The 19,819-nt window shown below is 69.9% G+C and carries 12 protein-coding genes and 2 tRNA genes; 13 read left to right on the top strand and 1 reads right to left on the bottom strand.

Features of this window, described 5'->3' with window-relative positions:
* The first annotated feature begins 85 nt into the window (after positions 1-85).
* Positions 86-1,009 (top strand): hypothetical protein, encoded by a 924-nt coding sequence (locus GTZ93_RS18050; protein WP_139914889.1) that lies wholly within the window; start codon positions 86-88, stop codon positions 1,007-1,009.
* 14 nt (positions 1,010-1,023) lie between these two features.
* On the opposite strand, the gene GTZ93_RS18045 is transcribed toward GTZ93_RS18050, so the two are convergent.
* On the bottom strand, positions 1,024-3,195 hold the full coding sequence (locus GTZ93_RS18045; RefSeq protein ID WP_167548170.1) for an ATP-binding protein: 2,172 nt from the start codon (positions 3,193-3,195) through the stop codon (positions 1,024-1,026).
* A 169-nt stretch (positions 3,196-3,364) separates the two neighbouring features.
* Here GTZ93_RS18045 and GTZ93_RS18040 point away from each other — a divergent pair, with 169 nt between their 5' ends.
* The 12 genes from GTZ93_RS18040 (at position 3,365) to GTZ93_RS17985 (ending at position 19,792) form a co-directional block, all read left to right on the top strand.
* Entirely contained in the window at positions 3,365-5,236 is a 1,872-nt protein-coding gene (locus tag GTZ93_RS18040) for a DUF4091 domain-containing protein (RefSeq protein WP_139914890.1), read from the top strand.
* A gap of 81 nt (positions 5,237-5,317) precedes the next feature.
* Entirely contained in the window at positions 5,318-5,578 is a 261-nt protein-coding gene (locus tag GTZ93_RS18035; RefSeq protein ID WP_139914891.1) for a hypothetical protein, read from the top strand.
* 4 nt (positions 5,579-5,582) lie between these two features.
* A complete protein-coding gene (locus GTZ93_RS18030; RefSeq protein ID WP_139914892.1) occupies positions 5,583-6,359 on the top strand; it encodes a hypothetical protein in 777 nt (258 codons plus the stop codon).
* Between the two features lie 110 nt (positions 6,360-6,469).
* Positions 6,470-10,141, top strand: coding sequence for a hypothetical protein (locus GTZ93_RS18025; RefSeq protein WP_139914893.1), 3,672 nt, complete (start codon positions 6,470-6,472; stop codon positions 10,139-10,141).
* The gene (locus GTZ93_RS18020; RefSeq protein WP_120575226.1) at positions 10,138-10,677 is read left to right on the top strand and encodes a DUF1318 domain-containing protein; all 540 of its coding nucleotides are present in this window, start codon (positions 10,138-10,140) and stop codon (positions 10,675-10,677) included. Before GTZ93_RS18025 ends, GTZ93_RS18020 begins: the two co-directional genes overlap by 4 nt.
* Positions 10,671-14,147 (top strand): PD40 domain-containing protein, encoded by a 3,477-nt coding sequence (locus tag GTZ93_RS18015; protein ID WP_139914894.1) that lies wholly within the window; start codon positions 10,671-10,673, stop codon positions 14,145-14,147. Before GTZ93_RS18020 ends, GTZ93_RS18015 begins: the two co-directional genes overlap by 7 nt.
* 215 nt (positions 14,148-14,362) lie before the next feature.
* Entirely contained in the window at positions 14,363-14,860 is a 498-nt protein-coding gene (locus GTZ93_RS18010; protein WP_139914895.1) for a Spy/CpxP family protein refolding chaperone, read from the top strand.
* 96 nt (positions 14,861-14,956) lie between these two features.
* Entirely contained in the window at positions 14,957-15,103 is a 147-nt protein-coding gene (locus GTZ93_RS18005; RefSeq protein WP_158620562.1) for a hypothetical protein, read from the top strand.
* A 137-nt stretch (positions 15,104-15,240) separates the two neighbouring features.
* A tRNA-Val gene (locus tag GTZ93_RS18000) sits at positions 15,241-15,312 on the top strand.
* Between the two features lie 13 nt (positions 15,313-15,325).
* Positions 15,326-15,402, top strand: a tRNA-Asp gene (locus tag GTZ93_RS17995).
* 232 nt (positions 15,403-15,634) lie between these two features.
* The gene (locus GTZ93_RS17990; protein WP_257978892.1) at positions 15,635-16,816 is read left to right on the top strand and encodes an amidohydrolase family protein; all 1,182 of its coding nucleotides are present in this window, start codon (positions 15,635-15,637) and stop codon (positions 16,814-16,816) included.
* A 21-nt stretch (positions 16,817-16,837) separates the two neighbouring features.
* The gene (locus GTZ93_RS17985; RefSeq protein ID WP_139914897.1) at positions 16,838-19,792 is read left to right on the top strand and encodes an Lcl domain-containing protein; all 2,955 of its coding nucleotides are present in this window, start codon (positions 16,838-16,840) and stop codon (positions 19,790-19,792) included.
* The last annotated feature ends 27 nt before the right edge of the window (positions 19,793-19,819 follow it).

The raw sequence follows: 19,819 nt of genomic DNA, 5'->3' as shown, positions 1-19,819 counted from the left end.
CCCAGGCAGGAATGACCCGCCGCGGTGAGTAGGATTGAAGTCCCAACCATTGACCCAAGGCTGGGAAAACCCGTTTGATTCATCAATGCTCAATCAAACCCCGGAGTACCAGTCCTGTATCCAGAGTTCCGAACGGGTGTCCTGGCGTCTGGATGAGCTGTTGCCCAAGGACACCGTGCTCGACTTCAGCCACCGGTTCCTTTCGGATGCGCTGACCGGCACGGAAGACATTCCCTTCCTGAGCGCGGAGGAGCGGCTGATGTTGAATCACATCCGCTCCAACAGCTACGCGCACCTGTTCCTGTTCCTGGAGGAGTACGCCGTCGCCCTGGCCGCCCAGCGCGCCGGCCTGGAGCTTCACGGGAACGCGACGCACATGCGGGCGCTGTTGCGCTTCACCGAGGAGGAGCTGAAGCACCAGCAGCTCTTCGCGCGCTTCACCGGCGCGTTCGCGAAGGGCTTCAAGGTCGCCCCTGCCCTGCTCGACAACCAGGTGGAGGTGGCCCGGGCCATCATGGCGAAGTCGAACCTGGGCGTGCTGATCTTCAACCTGCACATGGAGCTGATGACGCAGCAGCACTACCAGGAGACGGTTCGCGGAAACAAAGACGAGACGCTGGATCCGCTGTTCTGCAACCTGCTCAAGCACCACTGGCTGGAAGAGGCACAGCACACCCGGCTGGACTTCCTGGAGGCCCAGAAGATCCTCGCCCAGGCGCCCGAAACCCTGGACGCGGCCCTGACTGAATACTCGGAGCTGCTCCAGGCGCTGCGTGGCACCCTGAACGCGCAGCTCGCGCTGGACCTCCAGACGCTGGAGAAGGCGGTGGGGCGCACGTTCACGCCCACCGAACGCCAGCAGTTGTCCGAGTCCCAGGAGCGTTCGTATGTCTGGGGTTTCATCGGGATGGGAATGAAGGCCCCCCTCTTCCTCTCCCGCCTGCGCGCGCTCTCTCCCCTCGCGGAGCAGCGCGTGCTGGAGCTGGCCCCGACGTACTACTGCGCCTGAGCCGGATTTGAAGCTCAGCCGCGGCGACCGCGAGCGCCTGGGCCTGCTGCTGGCCCAGGGGTGAGGACTCCCGCGGAGGTGGCCTGGAGCCGGCAGCGCGCCTCGGCGGCCCGCGCCTGCACGGCGTCCTCGTGCTGTCCCAGCGACAGCATGAGGGACGCGGCGCGCGCGTAATGCTCCGCCGCCAGTTCGGGCGGCAGGACCTGTTCATCGGAGCGAGCGGACGCCAGCAGGTGAGGCAGTGCTCGCTCCGTCCGTCCAGCTCCGAGCCAGTGATGCGCCAGGAGGATGGAAGGGGCGCCGTCCTCCTCGAACACCGTGGCGAGCCGGGCGTGCAGCACGCGCTCCTCGCCGGGGCCCATTCCAGCCAGGACCGCCTCCATCACCAGGTCGTGGCTGAAGCGCTCGCCCATCAGCACCTGGGCCGCCTCCAGCTCCGCGAGCGCCTCATGCGCCTCCGCCTGCATCACCTGGAGTCCCCCGGCCACGAGCGAGGTCCGGAAGAAGGCCCCCGCCAGCGCCGCGAGCCGCGCGCACTGGAGCGCCAGCGGGGACAGCCCCTCCAGGCGCCGCTGGATGAGGGGGCCCACGCGCCCTGGAGGCGGCAGCCGTTGGGGCCATTCACGGTGCAACGAGTCCGTCTCCAGCAGGTGCTTCAGCGTCTCCACGACGTACAGGGGATTGCCGCCCGTGTAGCGGGCCAGGGCATCCAGGTGCGCCTCCGCGCCCGGCAGTCCCATGCCCGCCACCATGCGCTTCACGTCCTCGTCCGTCAGCGCGTCCACCTCCACGACGCGCGCCAGTCCCGCCTCGACGAGCCCTGCCACGTGCATCCGCGTCTCGGGCGACAATTCGCCCCGGCGATAGCAGTCGATGAAGCGCAGGCTGCGTGCGCCTGGAGGGGCCGTGTCGGCCAGCCGGGAGAGCGCGAAGGTGAAGGCCCTGGCGCTGGCCGCGTCCCAGTACTGCACGTCGTCCGCGACGCTGATGTCCTCGTGCTCGTGAAGCAGTTGGAGCGCCGCCACGATGGCGTCGTAGAAGCGCAACGTGCCGGCCTCGGAGGCCAGGGGCGGCAGCAGCCGCGCGTCTCCCAGCTCCGGGAGGATGCGCGACAGCTCGGTGCGCACCCAGTCCGGCAGCTTCACGTCCGGCCAGCGCCGCAGCTGCGTGCGGAAGGCGCGCGCCTGGGAGGCGAACGGCACGTCCCGGTCTCCCGCTCGCGCCTCGATGCGCCCCCAGCGGCCCTGCGTGGCCGCGAACTCCTCCGCGAGCCGCGTCTTGCCGCTGCCGGGCTCACCGGAGATGAACAGCAACTGGCCTGCCTCCCAGCCGGCTTCCAACTGCCGCCACGCCGTGTCCCGGCCCACCAGCACCGGAGGACGCAGCACTGAAAGAGGCAGCGAAGGCCGAGCGCCCGGAACGGAGCGTGAGCGCGGCGGGGACTGCTCCACCTCCCGCACCAGCGCGAGCGTCTCCGGCATGGGGGTGACGCCCAGCTCCCGGTCCAGCACGTCGCGCAGGTGTTCGAAGGTCGCGAGCGCGGCGCCCCGGTCACCCTGCAGGTAGTGCAGCCGGATGAGGTGGCGGCCGGCCTGTTCGGATTCGGGCTCCTGCCGCGCCCACGCCTGCGCGAGCCCCAGGGCGGCGGCCCAATCGCCCGCGGCGGTGAGCTGGGCGATGCGGGCCTCGCGCGCCTCGCGAACCCATCCTTCGATGCCCGCGCGGGCGCCGTCCAGCCAGCGCGCGAGCTCCGGACAGTCATCGAAGTCGAAGCCCGCCAGCAACGTGTTGCCTTCGGCGTCCACACACGCCAGGGCCTCCGCATGGGCACGGGCCTCCGTGGCGGCCTTGAGGCCCGCGGCGTCCACGGACGAGGGCGAGACCAATGCCAGCCGTTCGGCGTCGCCCTCCACCAGGGGCGCATCCTCCGTGGCGACTCGCAGGCGGCGCAGCAACTGCCGCAGGTTGCTTCGCACGGTCGTGGGCGGCGAATCCGGCCACAGGAGGGACGCGAGCGCGAACTTGGGCGAGGGACCCTGCAATGCCAGCCACGCCAGCAGCGCCGCGGTGCGCCGCTCCAACCTCACGCGTTGACCGTCGGGGCCGCACAGCTGCGCCAGCCCCAGGACCCGCACCCGCCATTCCCTGCCATCCACCGGAAGTCTCCCCAGGCCTCGCGCCGTCATGCGAAGCGCGCACCTTACTCGACCAGACGTGGAAGCAAGCCGTCGATGGCCGCTCGTGTCTGCCCATGGCGCCGCCCTCCGGCATCCGAGCCTGGGAGCGCTGGTGGGCCCGGATGACGGGACAGCCGGGAGGCTGGAGCCGCACACGGCCCGTGCGCATCCATTCCCCATGCTGGCACTTCGACAGTGTGGCCTCGGCTGGCTGGCGTTGTCCGCGGCCTGGCCGGTGTTCGCGGCGGAGCCGGTGGTGTGGGGCGAAGGGATGATGGTGAAGGTCCGTCCCGACAACACCGTGCCAGGAAGCAGCACCGAGGTACGACTCACCGCCGCGCGCAATGAGTTCGTCTCCTTCCAGGTGGCGTTGCACGGCGGGGACCGGGGCCTGCGAGGCGTGCGAGCCCGCCTGCCCGCGCTGGAGGGGCCCGCGACGCTGACGGGGCCGGACGTGACGCTGTACCGGCAGGCGTACATCACCACGCGGCAGGGTTCCGAGCCCGGGCAGCCAGTGGGGCGCTGGCCGGACGGGCTGGTGCCGGACACGGACGAAATCGCCAGGGAGCAACGCAATGCCTTCCCCTTCGATGTGCCCGCGCGCGAGGCGCGAGCCGTCTGGGTGGACGTGCACGTGCCCGGGGACGCGCCCCCCGGCGACTACACGGGCACGGTGACGGTGGAGGCGGAAGGCGGCTTCCAGCGGCAGGTGACCGCGAGGCTGACGGTGGTGGAAGCGGTGATGCCGAGCACTTCCTCACTGGCCTCGGCGTTTTCGCTGTCGCCGGCCCAGGTGTGCCTCGCGCATCTGGGCCGGGCGGACTGCTCGCACGAGGAACTGCAACCGTTCCTCGTGCGCTACCAGCAGATGGCGCTGGAGCACCGCATCACGCAGCCCCGGCTCTACCTGCGCGGGTCCGGACCCAAGGCATGGAGCGACTTCGACGCGACGTGGGGGTCCAGCCTGGATGGCACCGCGCCCACGCGGCTGCCCGGCGCGCGGATGACGAGCCTGGAATACACAGGGCCCCTCACCGCTGGCGGCCTGTCGGCCTTCACCGGGCACATGCGCGAGCGCGGCTGGCTGAACCGGGCCTTCGCGCTGATTGGCGACGAGCCGCCCATCTGGATCAGCTACGAGCAGGTGCAAGCCGCCGGAACGCTGGTGCGGCAGGCCGCGCCCGGCCTTCGCACCATGCTGACGACGAACGCCAGCCAACTGAAGCCCACCGGCCTGGTGCCCCTGGTGGACATCATGGTTCCGATGGTGAACCACCTGGAGGGCACGGATCCAGGCTTCGTGGGGAACCAGACCGGGACGTACGTGGAGTTCCTCTCGCGGCCCGGAACGGAGTTGTGGATGTATCAAAGTTGTATGATCCACGGCTGCTCGCCCAGCGTCTCCGTGCCGCAGAACCAGCCGGGGGCGGGCTGGCCGTCGTACATGGTGGACCGCCCCGCGACGAAGGCCCGCGCGATGGAGTGGCTGTCCTTCCTCTTCGGCTGCAAGGGCGAGCTGTACTACGAGACCGCGGGCATGCTCCCCTCTGCGTGGACGGACCAGTACCACTTCGATGGCAACGGGGACGGGACGCTGTTCTACCCGGGCACGCCCGCGATCATCGGCGGACGGACGGACGTGCCGGTGGCCTCCCTGCGCCTGAAGCTCATCCGTCAGGGCATGCAGGACTATGAGTGGCTCAAGGCGGTGAGCGACGCGGGCGACCCGGCCTTCGCGCACCAGGTGGCGCGGGAGCTGATTCCCAATGCATGGCAGGTGCCGGATGACGGCGCCGCGTTCGATGCCGCGCGGCTGCGGCTCATCCAGCGCTACGGGGAACTGACCTTGGGCAACCCGACCGCCCCGCGCATGGGCGGGGCGCCTGTCTCCATGCCCTTGGAGCCGCAGGTTCCAGGCGGTCCAGGGGAGCCGGGCGGACAAGGCAACGCGGGCGGCTGCGGCGCGGCCCCTGGCGTCTCCGTGGCGGGAGTCCTGCTATGGGCGGCCTGGGCGCTGGGCAGGACACGCCGGGCGCGCGTCGCGAGGTAGTCCGAGGGCATGTCCCTTTTCTCCCGGATGCGGACTCCACCCACGAGCGCAGGGCCTGGGCATACCGACTAGACTCCAGGCATGAACCTCGTCCGTGGCATCACCCTCTTCGCGGCCGCCCTGTCCCTGCTGACCAGCTGCGCGACGCTCGACACGTCGAACATGACGCCGTCCTGCCGTGCCCAGTACGACGCGTGTCTCAACAGTTGCCAGCCGCGCGGCCGGCCCGCATCGAGGCAGCCGCCGGACTCCGTGCAGGGCAACGCGGAGCGGCTCGCCCTCGATACGCAGACGCCGGCCTGCACCGACTCCTGCAAGCAGCAGGCGAAGACCTGCTCCTGAGCCCATGACCCCGGAGCGCTACGAGACACTGGACGGCTCCACGCCGGACGTCACCCCACTGGCGGCGGAGGTCGGGCTCAAACAACCGTTGAGCGCCTTCCCCCTGCTGGAGGGAGGCGACGTCTTCGAGTCACGCGGAGGCCGTCCCCCCGCGGAAGGCCCCGCGCGCGCCCGCGCGTATGTGAGCGCGAAGCTGGAGCTCAAGCCGTACGGCGCCTCGGCGACGCAGGTGAAGCGAGTGCAGGAGGAGATCATCCGGCAGCTCGCCGGGAACCTCCAGCTCATCGCCCGCCTGGAGGCCGCGCGGCCCCTGACGCTGGAGCTGATTCCCCCCGGGCACACGCTGGCGAAGTACGGCTATCCCCGCGCCGTGTCCCCCCAGGCCGCGGGCCTGTTCTGGGATCATCCGGACTGGCCCCGAGCACGAATCGCGCTGAAGCAGGACCGGCTGGAGTCGGAGCAGTACCTGGTCTTCCACGAGATGGCGCACGCCATCCAGGGGCTGGCCTTCACCCAGAAGGAGAGCGAGCTCATCTACCGCACGATGCTCCGCACCTACCGAAGCCGCGCGGCGGTGGACGAGGTCTTCGCCATCTACAGCGAACGCGAGTTCGTCACCGGCGTCTCCGCGCACGACCTGCGCGCCCCCGGCGTGTACGGCATGGCCCGCCAGCGGTGGAACGAGGAGCACCTGTTCACCCGCTTCGTGCGAAACCTCTATTTCCCCTACAAACCCCTCGCGGGTGGCACCGCGGGAATGACTCCGTCCAGCTTCGGTTGAAGCGTTTTTCCGGGTGCACGGCGCCGCCCGGCTCGCGAGGCATGCGTGGATTGAAGCCCGCTTCCGTCGCATGGTAGGAGGAGGCGGGCCGGTCGCCTCGACGGAACATCATGGACTCCCCCGGTGCTGAACGGCCTCGTCGGCGGTTGACGCGAATCATCGCGGGCGCAGGCCTGATCCTCCTCGCGACAATCGTCCTCCTGCTCATCGCGGTCGTGACCGCGCTTCACAACCTCGACCACCCCTGGCTGAAGCCGCACGTCGTCTCGCAGGTGGAAGAAGCCTCGGGCGTGCGGCTGGACTACCAGACCGCGCGGATCGACGTGCTCTCCGGGCTGCGCCTGGAAGGACTGGTGGTGCGGACCCCACCGCCATTCCAGGACGTCGCGCCCGAGTTCCTGCGCGTCGGCACGCTGGAGGCGGCGTGGTCGTTCGGAGCCCTGCTGAAGGGACCGGTCCGGGTGGAGCGGGTGGCGGTGCGCGACGCGAACGTCGTCCTGGTCGCGGATGAAAAAGGGACCACGTCGCTCACGAACCTGACCGGACCGCCGGAGCCCGAACCGGTGGATGAGGCGTCCCCTGGAACCTCCCAGCAGGTCGCGGCCCTCTTCGCCTCCCCGTTCCCCGTCTCGAGCATCGAGCTGTCGAACGTGTCGCTGACCTATGTCCGCGTCCAGAACAGCGCGGTGGTGGACCGCTGGTCGCTGCGCGGGCTCGAAGCCGGCATCGAAGCGAAGCCCCAGGACAAGAGCTGGAAGCTACTCGTGGACCTAGGCAAGGCCGGGAAGCCGCTGGCCCTGACGCTGAACCGTGAAGCGCCCGCCGCCGAAGCCCTGCTGGAACTGGTCCTGTCAGTGGAAGCGAGCACGGACGCCGCGCACGTGAAGGTGGACCTGGACGTCGCGAAGCAGACCTTCGATCCGCGCTTCACGCTCCGCTCGCTGCTGCACGGCGCGGTGACCGCGAAGTTCGACGCCAGCAAGCAACACACCACCGTCGACTTGGAACGCACGAAGCTGACCGACAGCGCCGAGGTGCAGGCCCAGCTGGTGCTTCCGGATGCGTCGGAAGTCCCGCCCGTGCTGACACAAGCCCTGGCGGACGTGGACCTCGGACGGCTGCTGCGATGGATCCCCGACGACCTGCGCCCGTTCTCCCTGGAGCGCGGCAAGGTGCACCTGGAGGCCCGGGAGGTCACGCTCAGCGATATGCCCCAGCTGGGAGCCCAGGGTCGGCTCGGGCTGGACGTCGACGTGGCGAAGCTCCTCCTCGTACAGGAGGCGCTCAAGGTGGAGCTTGGCGATGGACGCATCTCGCTGACGGCGACTCCGGATGCCCCCCAGGGACTGGCCGCCAAGCTCGTGTTCGCGCTCCACGGGCTCGACGTCGGGGGCGCTACACCGCTCCGCGTTCCGAAGGCCTCCGGTGAGCTGACGGGGCATCAGCTGCGGCCCGACCTCTCCTCGCCCTTCAGGGTCGCGGGGGATGCGGCCCTGTCCGCCAAGGTGGAAGCACTGGATGTCCGTGCCTCCGGATACCGAGCGATGGCGGAGCGCCTGGGCTTCAACCTCCAGGTGCCCCTCACGGCGAAGCCCCCGTTCGCGCTGAAGGCGGACGTACCCGTGGAAGCGCTGCGAGTCACCGCCGAAGACCGGGAGGTGCTGAAGGGTCCCGCGCGAGTGCAGCTCCACGTGACGGACGCATTCCCCACGATGGAGGAGCCACGGCTGAGCAAGGCCCGCGCACGGCTGGAGCTGGACGTGGGCACGCTGCACGCATCGCTGGACGCCACGAAGGGCACCGACGACGTGGCGTACTCGCTGGACGCCCAACTGCCGGACCTCGTCATGGCACGGCCCTTCATCCCGGATGACGTCGCCGCGCGATTCCCCTGGAAGCACCTGGCCGTGACGCTGGCCTCCAAAGGCAGGCTGACGACCCTCTTCGCGCCCTCGCCGCGCGTGGACCACCAGACGGAGCTGAGCCTGAAGAAGGCGGGCTGGGACGACATCTCGGCCGCCAGCACCACACTCGCGCTGCGCTCCCAGGGAGACGAGTGGAAGCACAAGGGAGACCTTGCCCTGAAGGTCGAAGGGCTGCGCATCGGAGAGACCGACGCGGGCACCCAACACCAGACGCTGACGTTCGACGTCGACCGCCGCAAGCTCTCGCTCAAGTTGGGGCTCACCGGCCAGGAGGGCCTGAAGGTCGCCGCCGACGCGGCGCTGGCGTTCAACCCGAAGGCCCGCGCGCTCCGCATGGACGTGAAGGGCGACTTCCCGCCGCTGGGCCCCCTGTCGCCGCTCCTGGCGAAGGCGCGGGTGCCCCCGGAGGTGGATCCGTCCAAGCTCGCGATGAGCGGCGAACTGCACGGCACCCTGACCGGACTCATCACGCACCTGGGCTCCGACGGAAGCTTCCGCCTGGCCCCCATGCCTCCGCGCGCCGCCAGCTTCGAGGGCAAGGCCCACATGGACCTGCGCGGCGTGCGCTGGAAGCAGGCGGATCAGACCATCAACGTCCCCGCCCTGCGCTGGGAGGGCGAGTCGCACGCCGACGGCGCCCAGCGAAACGTCCGCACGACCCTGGCGGTGGAGAAGCTCACCGTCAGCATGAACGACCGCCGGTTCACCTTCGCGGACCTGTCCAGTGACAGCACCGCCACCTTCACCGACCAATGGGAGAAGGGGGACATCGAGCTGAAGCAGCTCGTGAAGGTCCGCTCGATGGAACAGAAGCCGGCGCTGCCCTACCCCGTCCAGGACGTGGAGGCGTCATTCTCCGTCGTGCGCAAACCCACCGGCGTCATCCGCATCCCGGACCTGCGGCTGTCCAATGGCGGCACGCAGACGCTGTTGAAGGTCCGGGGGCGGCTCGACCTGAGCAATGATCAGCAGCGCATGGGGCTCCGCGGCTCGCTGGAGCAGGACCTGGCCCACCTCGCGCGGCCCGGTCAGGTCGAAGGCAGCGGCAAGGTCACGGTGGACTTCCGCGTGGCGTCGCCGGACCTGGTGGTCTTCCGCACCACGTCCAGCCTCAAGCTCCAGGACGTGAACGTGCGGATGCCCGAGTCCGGCATCGTCGTGGAGGCGCTCAACGGCGACGTGCCGCTGACGGAGAACGTGGAAGTCTCCCAGGACGGCGTGCGGCTGCTGAACGACCTGGACGTGAATCCATACTCGATGCTGCGCTTCGCGGATCAACACCCGCTGCTCACGCGCAGTGGCTTCATGTCCGCGGACCGCATCACCACGCCGTGGGTGACCATCGCGCCGCTGGCCGGCAACCTGGCCATCAACCAGAACGTGTTCTCCATGAGCCAGCTGGAGATGGGCGTCCGCGGAGGGCGCATCACCGGCCAGTGCATGCTGAACTGGCAGGGCAAGCACTCCACGATGGAGGCCCACGTGCGGGCCACGGGCGTGAAGTCCTCCCGGGGTGAGCCCTTCGACGGCAACGCCGCCATGGTCATCTCCGCCAGGGACCGCAGCATCAACGGGCGCGCGGAGATTCTGCGCATCGGCAACCGCCACCTGTTGGACCTGCTGGACGTGGAGGATCCGCACCACACGGACCCCGCCACCAACCGCGTCCGCTACGCACTGGGCCTGGGGTATCCGGAGCACGTGCGCGTGAGCTTCAAGCAGGGCTTCGGCAGCCTGCTCATCACCATGGGCGGCCTGGCCAAGCTGGTCAGCATCGATGAAATCCGGGGCATCCCCCTGGGCCCCATCGTCGACCGCCTCATCACCACCATGTTCCCTCCGGAGGCTCTGCCATGACACATCGTGGGTTGCTGCTCGTGGCCGCCCTCGCGGCTTCCGGGTGCATCAGCGCGCCGGAGATCGTCATGGTGGACCGGGCGACGGCGCTCGAGGAGCAGGCCGCGGGCTCGTACAAGGACGTGGAGCAGCGGCTGGCGCGCGCGGGCATGAACCCCACGCCGGTGCCGCTAACGCCCAACCAGCTGGAGGACCTGGGCATCCAGCCACCGCCGCTGGTGGAGAACCTGGGCAAGACGCAGGCGGACCGCGTGGACGACCTGGTGCGGCGCCACTGCGTGGGCGAGGGCAAGGACGGGCTGCTGGTGCTCACGCGGAAGCAGTGTACGGCCGGGCGCGTGTCCGCGGATGACGCCGCCCTGGTGGAGCGGGTGAACCGGGCCCGGCGCCAGCTGTGGCAGTGGATGAAGACCGTGCGCCCCGGTGTGCCAGAGGCGACGCTGCGCCAGAACTGGCGTCTGGCGCACGCGGAGGGCGTCGTCTGCGGCGGCTGGGTGGAGGCCGAGGACGGCACCTGGGGAGAGAAGAAGTGCTGACGCGCCAAGGCCCCTGGTTCCTGGCCCTGGCCGTCCTCCTCTCGAGCGGAGCCTGGGCCCAGGACGACGAGAACGACGGAGGCATGGTCCTGCCCGAGCGGCTCACCGTGGGCATGGGCGACCAGTTCCTGGGGCAGCTGGGGCCCGACGAGAACTCGCTGCTGTTCGTGTCCAATCGGGACATCGCCACGGAGATCTTCGTCCAGGACCTGGAGAAGGGCCGCGAGCGCCGCCTCTTCGACGAAGGCGCGGACGTGACGTGGCCGCGCATCAGCCCCGATGGCAAGCAGCTGCTCTACATCTCGTTCCGCACCCAGGCCGGCGGGCAGCTCTGCGTGAGGGACCTGCCAGAGGCGAAGGAGCGCCGCTGTCTGGAAGAGGACCTCAGCGCGCTGCAAGCGGAGTGGATTGACGACACGCACATCGCGCTGGTGAGTCGCGTGACCATCCAGGGAGACCTGCGGCTGTCGAAGGTGGCGCTGGGGGCCGGCTGGCACGTGACGCCACTGCTCGACCGCAACCTGACCAGCCCCACCATCTCTCCGGATGGACGCTGGCTGGTGTACGTCCCGGTCCAACGCTCCGTGCAGGAGGTGGGGCCGGGCTTCGCCGCGCGAGCGTCGCCGCACCTGGAGGCCATCCGGCTGGATGTCCCCGGCGCGGCCCCCGTCCCGCTGACGCTCGACATCCCGGGGAAGACGGGCCAGCCGGTGTTCGCTCGCGACGGACGCTCGCTGTACGTGGTGCAGTTCTTCACCGACTCTAACGGGGACGGGGTGATTGACGCGAGCGACAGCGGGGTGCTGTTCCGCGTGCCCTTCGCCTCCGAGCGCGACGACGCGCCCGCCCAGGCCACCGCCGCCAGCCCGGACCAGCTCACCAGCGAGTCGTGGAACTGCGAGTACCCGTCCCCCACCGCCGCGTCGCTCATCACGACCTGTTCCCGGGGCCAGTCGCTGGACGTGTATCAGCTGCCGCTGGGTGGCCAGGTGCCCGGTGAATGGGACGTGAAGCGCCTCAGCGAGGAGCTGGGCATGGTGGGCCGGCGCGCGGATCAGCTCATCCTCTACCGCCAGCGGCTGCTGCTCGAGACCCGGCCCAAGCTCCGCCGGTTGTTGATGATGCGCCTGAGCCAGCTCCACCTGGCCTACGGCGACTTCGACGCCGCGGACTTCTACGCCCGACAGATGACGAAGGTGGACGACCCTGTCACCGCCGGATTGTCAGAGCCGCTGCGCATCCTCATCGCCCACCGGAAAGCCCTGAAGGAGCGCGACCGGGGCCGCATGGTGGACGAGCTGCAGGAGGGCGAACGCCAACGCATGGCGGCCCTGGACCCCGCCGCCGCGCCCAGCCCGCCCTCCGCCGTCTACCGTCACGTCGTGCGCAGCGAGCTGGCGCAGTCGTCCGGCGACTTCACGCTCGCCCGGCAGGAGTTGGAGGCGGCCGAGCTGACGGACACCACGCCGCGCGCGGTGCTGGAGGGCTGGTACGAACAGGCGGATGCGCTGTACCGCGAGCTGGACGACCGGAACGCATTGGTCACCGCCGGCCGCAAGCTCTCCCAGAACAAGGTCTTCAAGCAGGACGACCAGTTGGACTTCGCGCGCGGCGCGGTCCGCGCGCTGTACCGGGGACGACCCTACGCGGAAGCGGACGCCACCATGGCCCAGGCACTCGCGGCGGAGCCCCCCGGAACACCGTATGCGTTCGCCCTGGAGCTGGGCCGCCACGTCAATGCGTTGAACGAGGAGCGCCCTCCCCGCCCCGTCCGTGACGCCCTGGTCGCGTTCTACAAACAGCAGACGGATCCGCTCCGCCGCCGCATGGTGGTGCAGGACGCCGCCGAGCGCGCGGCGAGCCTGGGCGCCGACGGCGTGATGGAGGCCCTGGCGACGCTCTACGTCGACGACGCGCCGGCCGGCACCGAGGAGCGGCGACGGGCGGAGCGGCTGTTCCGCCGAGCACTGATGGGCCGCGCCTACCGCCGCATGGGGCGGGACCGGATGGACGAGGCGCGCGCGGACTTCGACCTCGTGACGCGGCGGACGGGCTCGCTGGAGAGCGCCGTCGAGTCCATGAGCCTGCGCCTGCGCGCGGGCGTCGCCCCCGAGGTGGTGATCAAAGAGGTCACCACGGAGGTGCCGAGCAAGGCCGTGTCGCTCTCGCACTTCGTGAAGGCCTACGTGACGACGCGCCGGCTGTCCAAGCTGGATGACGACGCCCACGCCCAGGCGGTGAAGACCGGCCTCGCGGAGCTGCGCGCGGCGTGGCAGGAGCTCAAGAACCAGCGCGAGGTGCAGGCCCTCATGGGAGCCATCCACCACGAGGACTTCCTGCGCGGCCGCAATCCCGCCGCCGCCGAGCGCGCCAACCGGCACTACCTGGTCGCCCTGGACCTGGTGCGCAACAACGCGCGCTACAAGGCCATGATCCTTGGCGCGCTGGGGTTGCTGCACACGCAGGTGGGCAACTACCACATCGCCCTGGGCTACCTGGACGAGCGCGACAAGCTGCCCTACGCGGACAGCGGAGCGGGGCTGTCCGTGGCCTTGGCCCGGGCCCGGGCGCTCCTGCACGTCAACCGCGAGGCGGAGGCCGCGCAGGCGGCGGACAAGGCCCTGGCCACGGTGGAGTCCGTGCCGAAGATGGCCCGGTTCATCCCGTTGGTGATGGACCGCGCGGCGCTCTACAACTTGGCCGCGGGCCGGTTCGAACGGGCCCTGACGCTCTACGACCGCGCGCTGCCCGGCATCGAAGCCGGCCCCCGAGACGAAGAGGGCCTGCGCAACCGGCTGGTGCTGCGGCTGGCCCGCTGCGGCGCGGCGCTGGGCGCGGACCAACCCCAGCGGGCGCTGGAGGACCTGGACCAGGTGGACCGGGACCTGGCGACGCCCGCCGTGCGGGCCACGCTGAAGCAGGCGCACGCCACGCCGAAGTTCGTCCAACGCGCGTATCGCATCATCGCCGCGGGGCTGCGCGCCAACGCGGAGACGCGGCTCGGGCGCATGGACGCCGCCGCCCGAGCGATGGAGCAGCGGCGCGCGCTGTTCCTGGAGCAGTTCGACGAATTGGATCGCGACGAGGACATCCGCGCGGTGACGTTGGCGGAGCTGCGGCTGGCGGAGAACGCCGTGGACCGCCGCGACCCGGCGCAGGCGGCGCAATGGCTGGGCAAGGCGCTGGAGCACGCCGACTCGCTGATGGCTCGCACGCACGCGCCGGTCGATGCGGGCCAGTTGGACGTGCTCTGGTTCGCGGCGCAGCTGCAATCCGAGGACAAGACGCGGATGCCTTTCAACGTGCCCCAGCGGATGGAGCAGGCGCGGCGGACGCTCATCGAGCAGCGCGACCCGGCGTGGCGCACGTACCTGGCGTGGTTCAACATCTACCTCGCGCTCGACGGCAAGGTCGCTGCCTCGGCGGACAAGCCAGCCCAGACGCAGGAAGTCCAGACCGCGTCCGAATAGCGGCTGCAAACACATTCGGAAACGCGCGGGACATTTTCGCGGCACATGGCGGGAGCACCTTGCACCGTGTCAGCCCGGAAGCCCCGGGCCTGAACGGCACGGGACGCCGTGGGGGCAAACCCCTCCCAGTCGGTCCCTCACGGTGTCCACCGTGCCATCAGGCCAATGGCCTTCCGGGTGCCGTCATCACGCGCAATCTGGAGGCATCCATCACCATGAAGCGCCATCTGTTCATGCTGGGCCTGCTGTTCGCCGTTCCCTCCTTCGCCGGATCCACCACCACGACGCAGGACACGTCCCAGGGCGCGCGCCGCCCGCCTCCGTTCGAGCGCAAGTCGCCCGTCCAGGTGCTCATCGACCACCGCCAGGACCTGGCCCTCACCGACGCCCAGGCCGCGAGCCTGACCCGGATTCAAACAGCGCTCGACGCGAAGAACGCGCCCGTGAAGCAGTCCCTGGAGGCCCTGCGCCCGCCCGCGCCGCCGGACCGCGGCACACAACAGGGCACGCCGTCCGCCCAGGACCAGGCCGCCCATGAGCAGGCGCGAGGCCTGTTCGAGCAACTCCGCACCAACGACATGGCGGCCTACCAGGAGGCCGAGCAGGTCCTGACGGATGCCCAGAAGACCCAGGCCCGCACGCTCCTGGAATCGGAGCGCCGCTCGCACGGCCCCAGCCACGGCGGCCGCGGCGGTCCTCCCCGAGGCGAGTAGCCTCTCACCGCCAGTCCGGCCCCCTGCGCGTCAGGGCGGCCGGAAACCCGGCGGCTTGGAGTGTCGTTTCCTGAAAGTCACGAACTCCCCGTCAGGATGTCAGACGGCCTCCGTATGGTGTCGGGCATGGAGGCGATGATGCAGACGATGTTGGTGTTCGTGCCGGTGGCCCTGTTGGTGGGCGCCGTGGTGATGATTCCCCGTTCCCGCCGCCGCGTGCGTCGGTGGAAGGTACGGGCCTAGCAGGCGGATCCGCGCCCGTCGGATCCGCCCCCTTCCGAGGGAGCGGAGCGTGATTCAGGGGGCCCGAAAACAGATGCTTGACGGGGCCGAACGAGGACGGTACAAGCCGCCTCACTGAATCACGGCGGGGCCGCGCAGGGCGGATAGCTCAGCGGTAGAGCGGCGCCCTTACAAGGCGATGGTCACAGGTTCAATCCCTGTTCCGCCCATATAGATTTTTGTGGGGAGTTAGTTCAGTTGGTTAGAACGCCGGCCTGTCACGCCGGAGGCCACGGGTTCAAGTCCCGTACTCCTCGCCACTAGAGAGGCCCGGAACCGAAAGGTTCCGGGCCTTTCGCTTTTCTGGGGAGCCACGCCTTGCCCTCCCGGTCCCGGCGCCTGTTGACGACTGTCGTTGGCGCGCTCCTCCTGTGCTGCGCTTCCCTGCCGTCATGGGGCCAGACGCCCTCTCCCTCGGAACCCCCGCGCATCGCCCTCCGCGCCGCCAGGCTCTTCGACGGGAAGAGTGAGCGGCTCCTTCCGGATGCGGTCGTGCTCATCGAAGGCTCGTCCATCCAGGCCGTGGGCACCGCCCTCCCCATCCCCCCGGGGACACGGGTCATCGACCTGGGCGACGTCACCCTGCTGCCCGGGCTGATCGACGCGCATTCGCACCTGCTGCTGGAGGTCGACCCGGAGAACGGGGTCGACGGCCTCCTCACCCCCGTCGCCCAGAACGGCACCACCGAGCGCGCGCTCATGGGCGCGAAGCTGGGCCGCGAGTTGCTCGAGGCGGGCGTCACCACGGTGCGCGACGTGGGCAACTCAGGGGTCAACGGCGACGTGGCGCTGCGCAACGCCATCCAGCGTGGCTGGGTGCAGGGCCCGCGCATCTCCGCCTGCACCCGCGCGCTCGCGCCCCAGGGCGGTCAGTTCCCCACGCTCCAACCTCCGGCGCAGTCCCTCATCGAGCAGGAGTACGTCACAGTCTCCGGTGCGGAGGAGGCCCGGCGCGCCGTGCGGCAGGCGCTCACGGACGGCGCGGACTGCATCAAGGTCATCGTCGACAACGGGCACAACCTCCTCTCCTTGGACGAGCTGAAGGTCATCGTCGAGGAGGCCCACCGCATGAAGCGCCCGGTGGCGGCGCACACCACCACCGACGACAGCATCCGCATCGCGGTCCAGGCGGGCGTCGACTCCATCGAGCATGGGTACTCGCTCCCCGATGACGTGCTGGCGCCCATGGTCCGCAATCGCATCTTCCTGGTCCCGACGGATGGCCCGATGGACGTGTGCGACTCCTTCGATACCCAGACAGGCAATGCGGAGCGCCTGCGCCAGGTGAAGGAGCGCTGCAAGAAGAACATGGCCAAGGCCAATGCCCGCCTCCGCCGCGCGGTGGCCGCGGGTGTGCGGATCGCCGCCGGCTCGGACATGTACATCGTGATGCCAGGGTTGACGCGCGGACAGGCCACCGTGAAGTGGTTCATCGCCTATGCCGAGGCGGGGCTCAAACCCGTGGACATCCTGCGTGCCGCGACCGTGAACGCGGCGGAGCTGCTACGCAAGCAGGACCAGATTGGCTCGCTCGCGCAAAGCAAGCTCGCGGACCTGCTCGCGGTGGAGGGAAATCCACTGAAAGACATTCGGGCGTTGAAGCAGGTCCGGTTCGTGATGAAGGACGGGCAGGTGGTCCTGGATGCCCGCGACCCGAAGAGGAAGGAGCGCTGATTCGGTAGGATGTAGCGTTTCATGTCCACCTCCCCACCTCTTTGGCGCAGTGTCCCGCTCGCGGTCCTCCTCCTCGTCGCGGCAGGCTGTCACTCCGTCCAGGACACCCCCGAGCCAACCCCATCTCCGCCAACCCGAAGCGGGCTCACGGGAGGCTCCGGCGACTGGTACACCGACCTGGATGTCTCGGATGAGGGCAGCCTGCCTTCGCCCCTGGACGTCATGGACTGGATGGACAAGGGCGGAGACCTCTTCGACTTCCTCAAGGACGTCAGCGCCTGCATGGACACCGGCTTCAACAAGTCCGGCTGCTCCGGCAAGGACATTGTCTGGAAGGGCTCCTGCATGCTGCTGGGCTGGCAGCTGGGCGACATGCTGCTCTTCGATCCGGGCATCCCGTTCGAGGACATCTGCAATGGCGATCCTCCGCTGAAGTGCTGCAAGTACAGCCCCTCCGAGGACTCCTGCCATTCAGCCTTCAATTCAGAGCGCCCCATCAACTGCGAGGGCAATCCCAGCGCCACCAGTGCGGTGAGCTTTGGCCCGTGCCTGCCCCTGACGCGCTACCCCGGGGATCCGGGCTGTCTCTGTGACTACATTCCCCAGTGCACCGCGTCCGGGGCGTTGATGGCCCGGTCCGTCACTCCGCCAGGAGTGGAGGCCTGGCGCGGCAACCAACTGGGCGTGATGCTGGCGAGGGCCGTCGAGCAGGGCCCCAGCGCGCTCTTCCGGCAGTCCCCTGGCGACTTCGTTGATTACGTGAGCTTCGTGGGGACCCAGGCCCACCAACAGGTCCTGCTCCAGTCCGCGCCCTTCGCGAAGCCAGACGCGTTCCCCGAAGGCTATCCGCTGAGCGCCGACTACCACGCCAACGACAACGACCCGGACGCGCGCTACCTGCGCGGGCTGGTGACGCTCGCCGTCCAGCGCGTCTACTCCGGCATCCCCAACCTCTATGCCCGCTGGAACGCCGTCGCCGCGCGCAACTGGACGGAGCCGGAGGCTGCCGCGTATCTGGCCCAGGTGCCGGATCCGGATGCCGTGCTGGAATCCTGCGTGGGGAACTTCGGCCTGCGGATGCTCCAGCGCGCGGACCCGGTGCGCTACCGGCTTCTGACCGTGCCCCTGGCGGGTGAGACCGAGCCGGACTGCCGCGCGGGCTGGAGGGGCGGCGCGGCCCTGGGCTCCGCGCCGTCAATCACCGCGACGACCACCGTGGCGGGCGCCACGGTCACCCTCTCCCCCGACATCACCGACCCGGATGCGGCCCGCAACGCCTCGGGGCGCTACGCGGTGCGGCTCGACTGGGGGGACGGACGGGTGGAGGGACGGCTCTACACGGTGGCGGTCCCGGCCAGCCATGCGTGGTCGCACACCTACGAGCACGCGGGCAGCTACACGGTGACGGCGCGGGTCCTCAACACGTCCGGCCTGATGGGTGAGACGACGGTGCCGGTGAGCGTCACGCAAGGGTCCGGCGTCCCGGTGGCGCGCTCCGTGGCGCGCGTCCGCTTCGACCTGGAGGCCACCGTCACCGCGGGCACGCACGGATACGTGCGCGTGGAGGCCTTCGCAACGGATGTGCAAGGCAAGGTCCATGCGCTGGGCGCTCACTGGGCGGCACTTTCCGGGGCGTACAACACGACCGTCACGGCGCCGCTCTCCGGATGGCTGACGAACCGGAGCCTGAAGGACATCCGCTCCCTGAGCCTGAAGCCCTTCCACTACGACAGCAACCAGGTGGCGCTGCGCGAGCTGCGGTTGAAGGGCGTCACGCTGGAGCTCCACGCCTCGCCGGGAATGGCGCCAGCCACGGCGTCCTACGCGCTCACCAACCGGGACGTGAAAATCCACGCGGCCGGGGCGCCGGTGCCCACCTCACCGCTGATGGAGCCGGCGACGGGCCAACTGAAGCTGCCCCTCACCAGCGCGGAGATCGTCATCGACCTGCCGGCGCCCGGCGTGCCCCCTGACGCGGCGTTGGCCTACGGCTGCCGCCCCGTGTACGGCTCGGAGGCGCCGCTCATGCGCTCGGCGCAGGGTGGATGCGAGGACATCGACAGCGGTCTTGTCTTCGCGGTCATCCCCGCTCGGATGAACTGGCATGACGCCGTCTGGGACTCGGCGCTCGCGGGCAGCCCTGAGCCCGACGTCCACGACCACGGCCGGATCAATGACTTCCCTGGCGGCTATCGGGTCACCCAGGGACCCGACCTCTCGCCCTCGGCGTACTGTCACGACCTGGACCAGGGGGGCTTCAGCGACTGGCGGCTGCCCACCGAGGAGGAGCTGCTCAAGGTCGCGAGCGGGGCCCGGGCAGGCGCCTATTTCCCCTACGCCATGGGCTATGCCTGGACCTCCACGAACTGGGACGCCACCACCGCCGTGCTGCGCGACCTGCCCTCGGCTGCGCGGGGCTACGGCAACAAGAGCACGGCGCAGCACCTGGCGGTGTGTGTGCGCAGCGCGCCGCCCCCCGCCCAGCATGTCTGCCGGGTGCCGGCGGACGGAGGACAGACCTTCCTGACGGAGGCCGGAGGCTGCAGGGACACGCGGACGGGGGGACGCGTCTGGAGCAAGGCCTTCGTGGCGCCCCGCAGCTGGCACGCCGCCGTCTGGGGCTCGGAGCTTCCGGGCAACGCGCAGCCGGACCTCCAGGACAGCGGGCGGATGAATGACTACGCCGGCGGCGTGGTGCCCGCGAACCCGGATGCATCAACGGAGAACCTGTGCCACGACCTGGTGGAAGGCGGCTTCAGTGATTGGCGGCTCCCCACGGACAGCGAGCTGCGCGCGGTGAGGGGCACCAGCCTGGCGGCGGCGTACTTCGCCTTCGACACCGCGGATTACTTCTGGAGCTCGAGCACCTGGTCCTCACCGACGACCACGGCCCTGGGCATCCACCTGACCTCGGGCGGGAATTCGTTCAGCCTGAAGACGGCGCCCCAGCGCGTGGTCTGCGTGCGGACGCCGTAGGCGCCGCGGCGGGGGCGGGCTTCAGCG

Source organism: Corallococcus exiguus, assembly GCF_009909105.1.
Taxonomy (GTDB): Bacteria; Myxococcota; Myxococcia; order Myxococcales; family Myxococcaceae; genus Corallococcus; species Corallococcus exiguus.
Note: the sequence above shows the minus strand (reverse complement) of the source record. Positions and strands in the feature narration are given on the sequence as shown.

Excerpts from the sequence above, each read along its gene's own strand:
- GTZ93_RS18045 (WP_167548170.1), bottom strand. The coding sequence starts at position 3,195 with ATGACGGCGCGAGGCCTGGGGAGACTTCCGGTGGATGGCAGGGAATGG.
- GTZ93_RS18010 (WP_139914895.1), top strand. The coding sequence starts at position 14,363 with ATGAAGCGCCATCTGTTCATGCTGGGCCTGCTGTTCGCCGTTCCCTCC.
- GTZ93_RS18035 (WP_139914891.1), top strand. The coding sequence starts at position 5,318 with ATGAACCTCGTCCGTGGCATCACCCTCTTCGCGGCCGCCCTGTCCCTG.
- GTZ93_RS18005 (WP_158620562.1), top strand. The coding sequence starts at position 14,957 with ATGTCAGACGGCCTCCGTATGGTGTCGGGCATGGAGGCGATGATGCAG.
- GTZ93_RS18020 (WP_120575226.1), top strand. The coding sequence starts at position 10,138 with ATGACACATCGTGGGTTGCTGCTCGTGGCCGCCCTCGCGGCTTCCGGG.
- GTZ93_RS17985 (WP_139914897.1), top strand. The coding sequence starts at position 16,838 with ATGTCCACCTCCCCACCTCTTTGGCGCAGTGTCCCGCTCGCGGTCCTC.
- GTZ93_RS18050 (WP_139914889.1), top strand. The coding sequence starts at position 86 with ATGCTCAATCAAACCCCGGAGTACCAGTCCTGTATCCAGAGTTCCGAA.
- GTZ93_RS18025 (WP_139914893.1), top strand. The coding sequence starts at position 6,470 with ATGGACTCCCCCGGTGCTGAACGGCCTCGTCGGCGGTTGACGCGAATC.
- GTZ93_RS18040 (WP_139914890.1), top strand. The coding sequence starts at position 3,365 with ATGCTGGCACTTCGACAGTGTGGCCTCGGCTGGCTGGCGTTGTCCGCG.
- GTZ93_RS18030 (WP_139914892.1), top strand. The coding sequence starts at position 5,583 with ATGACCCCGGAGCGCTACGAGACACTGGACGGCTCCACGCCGGACGTC.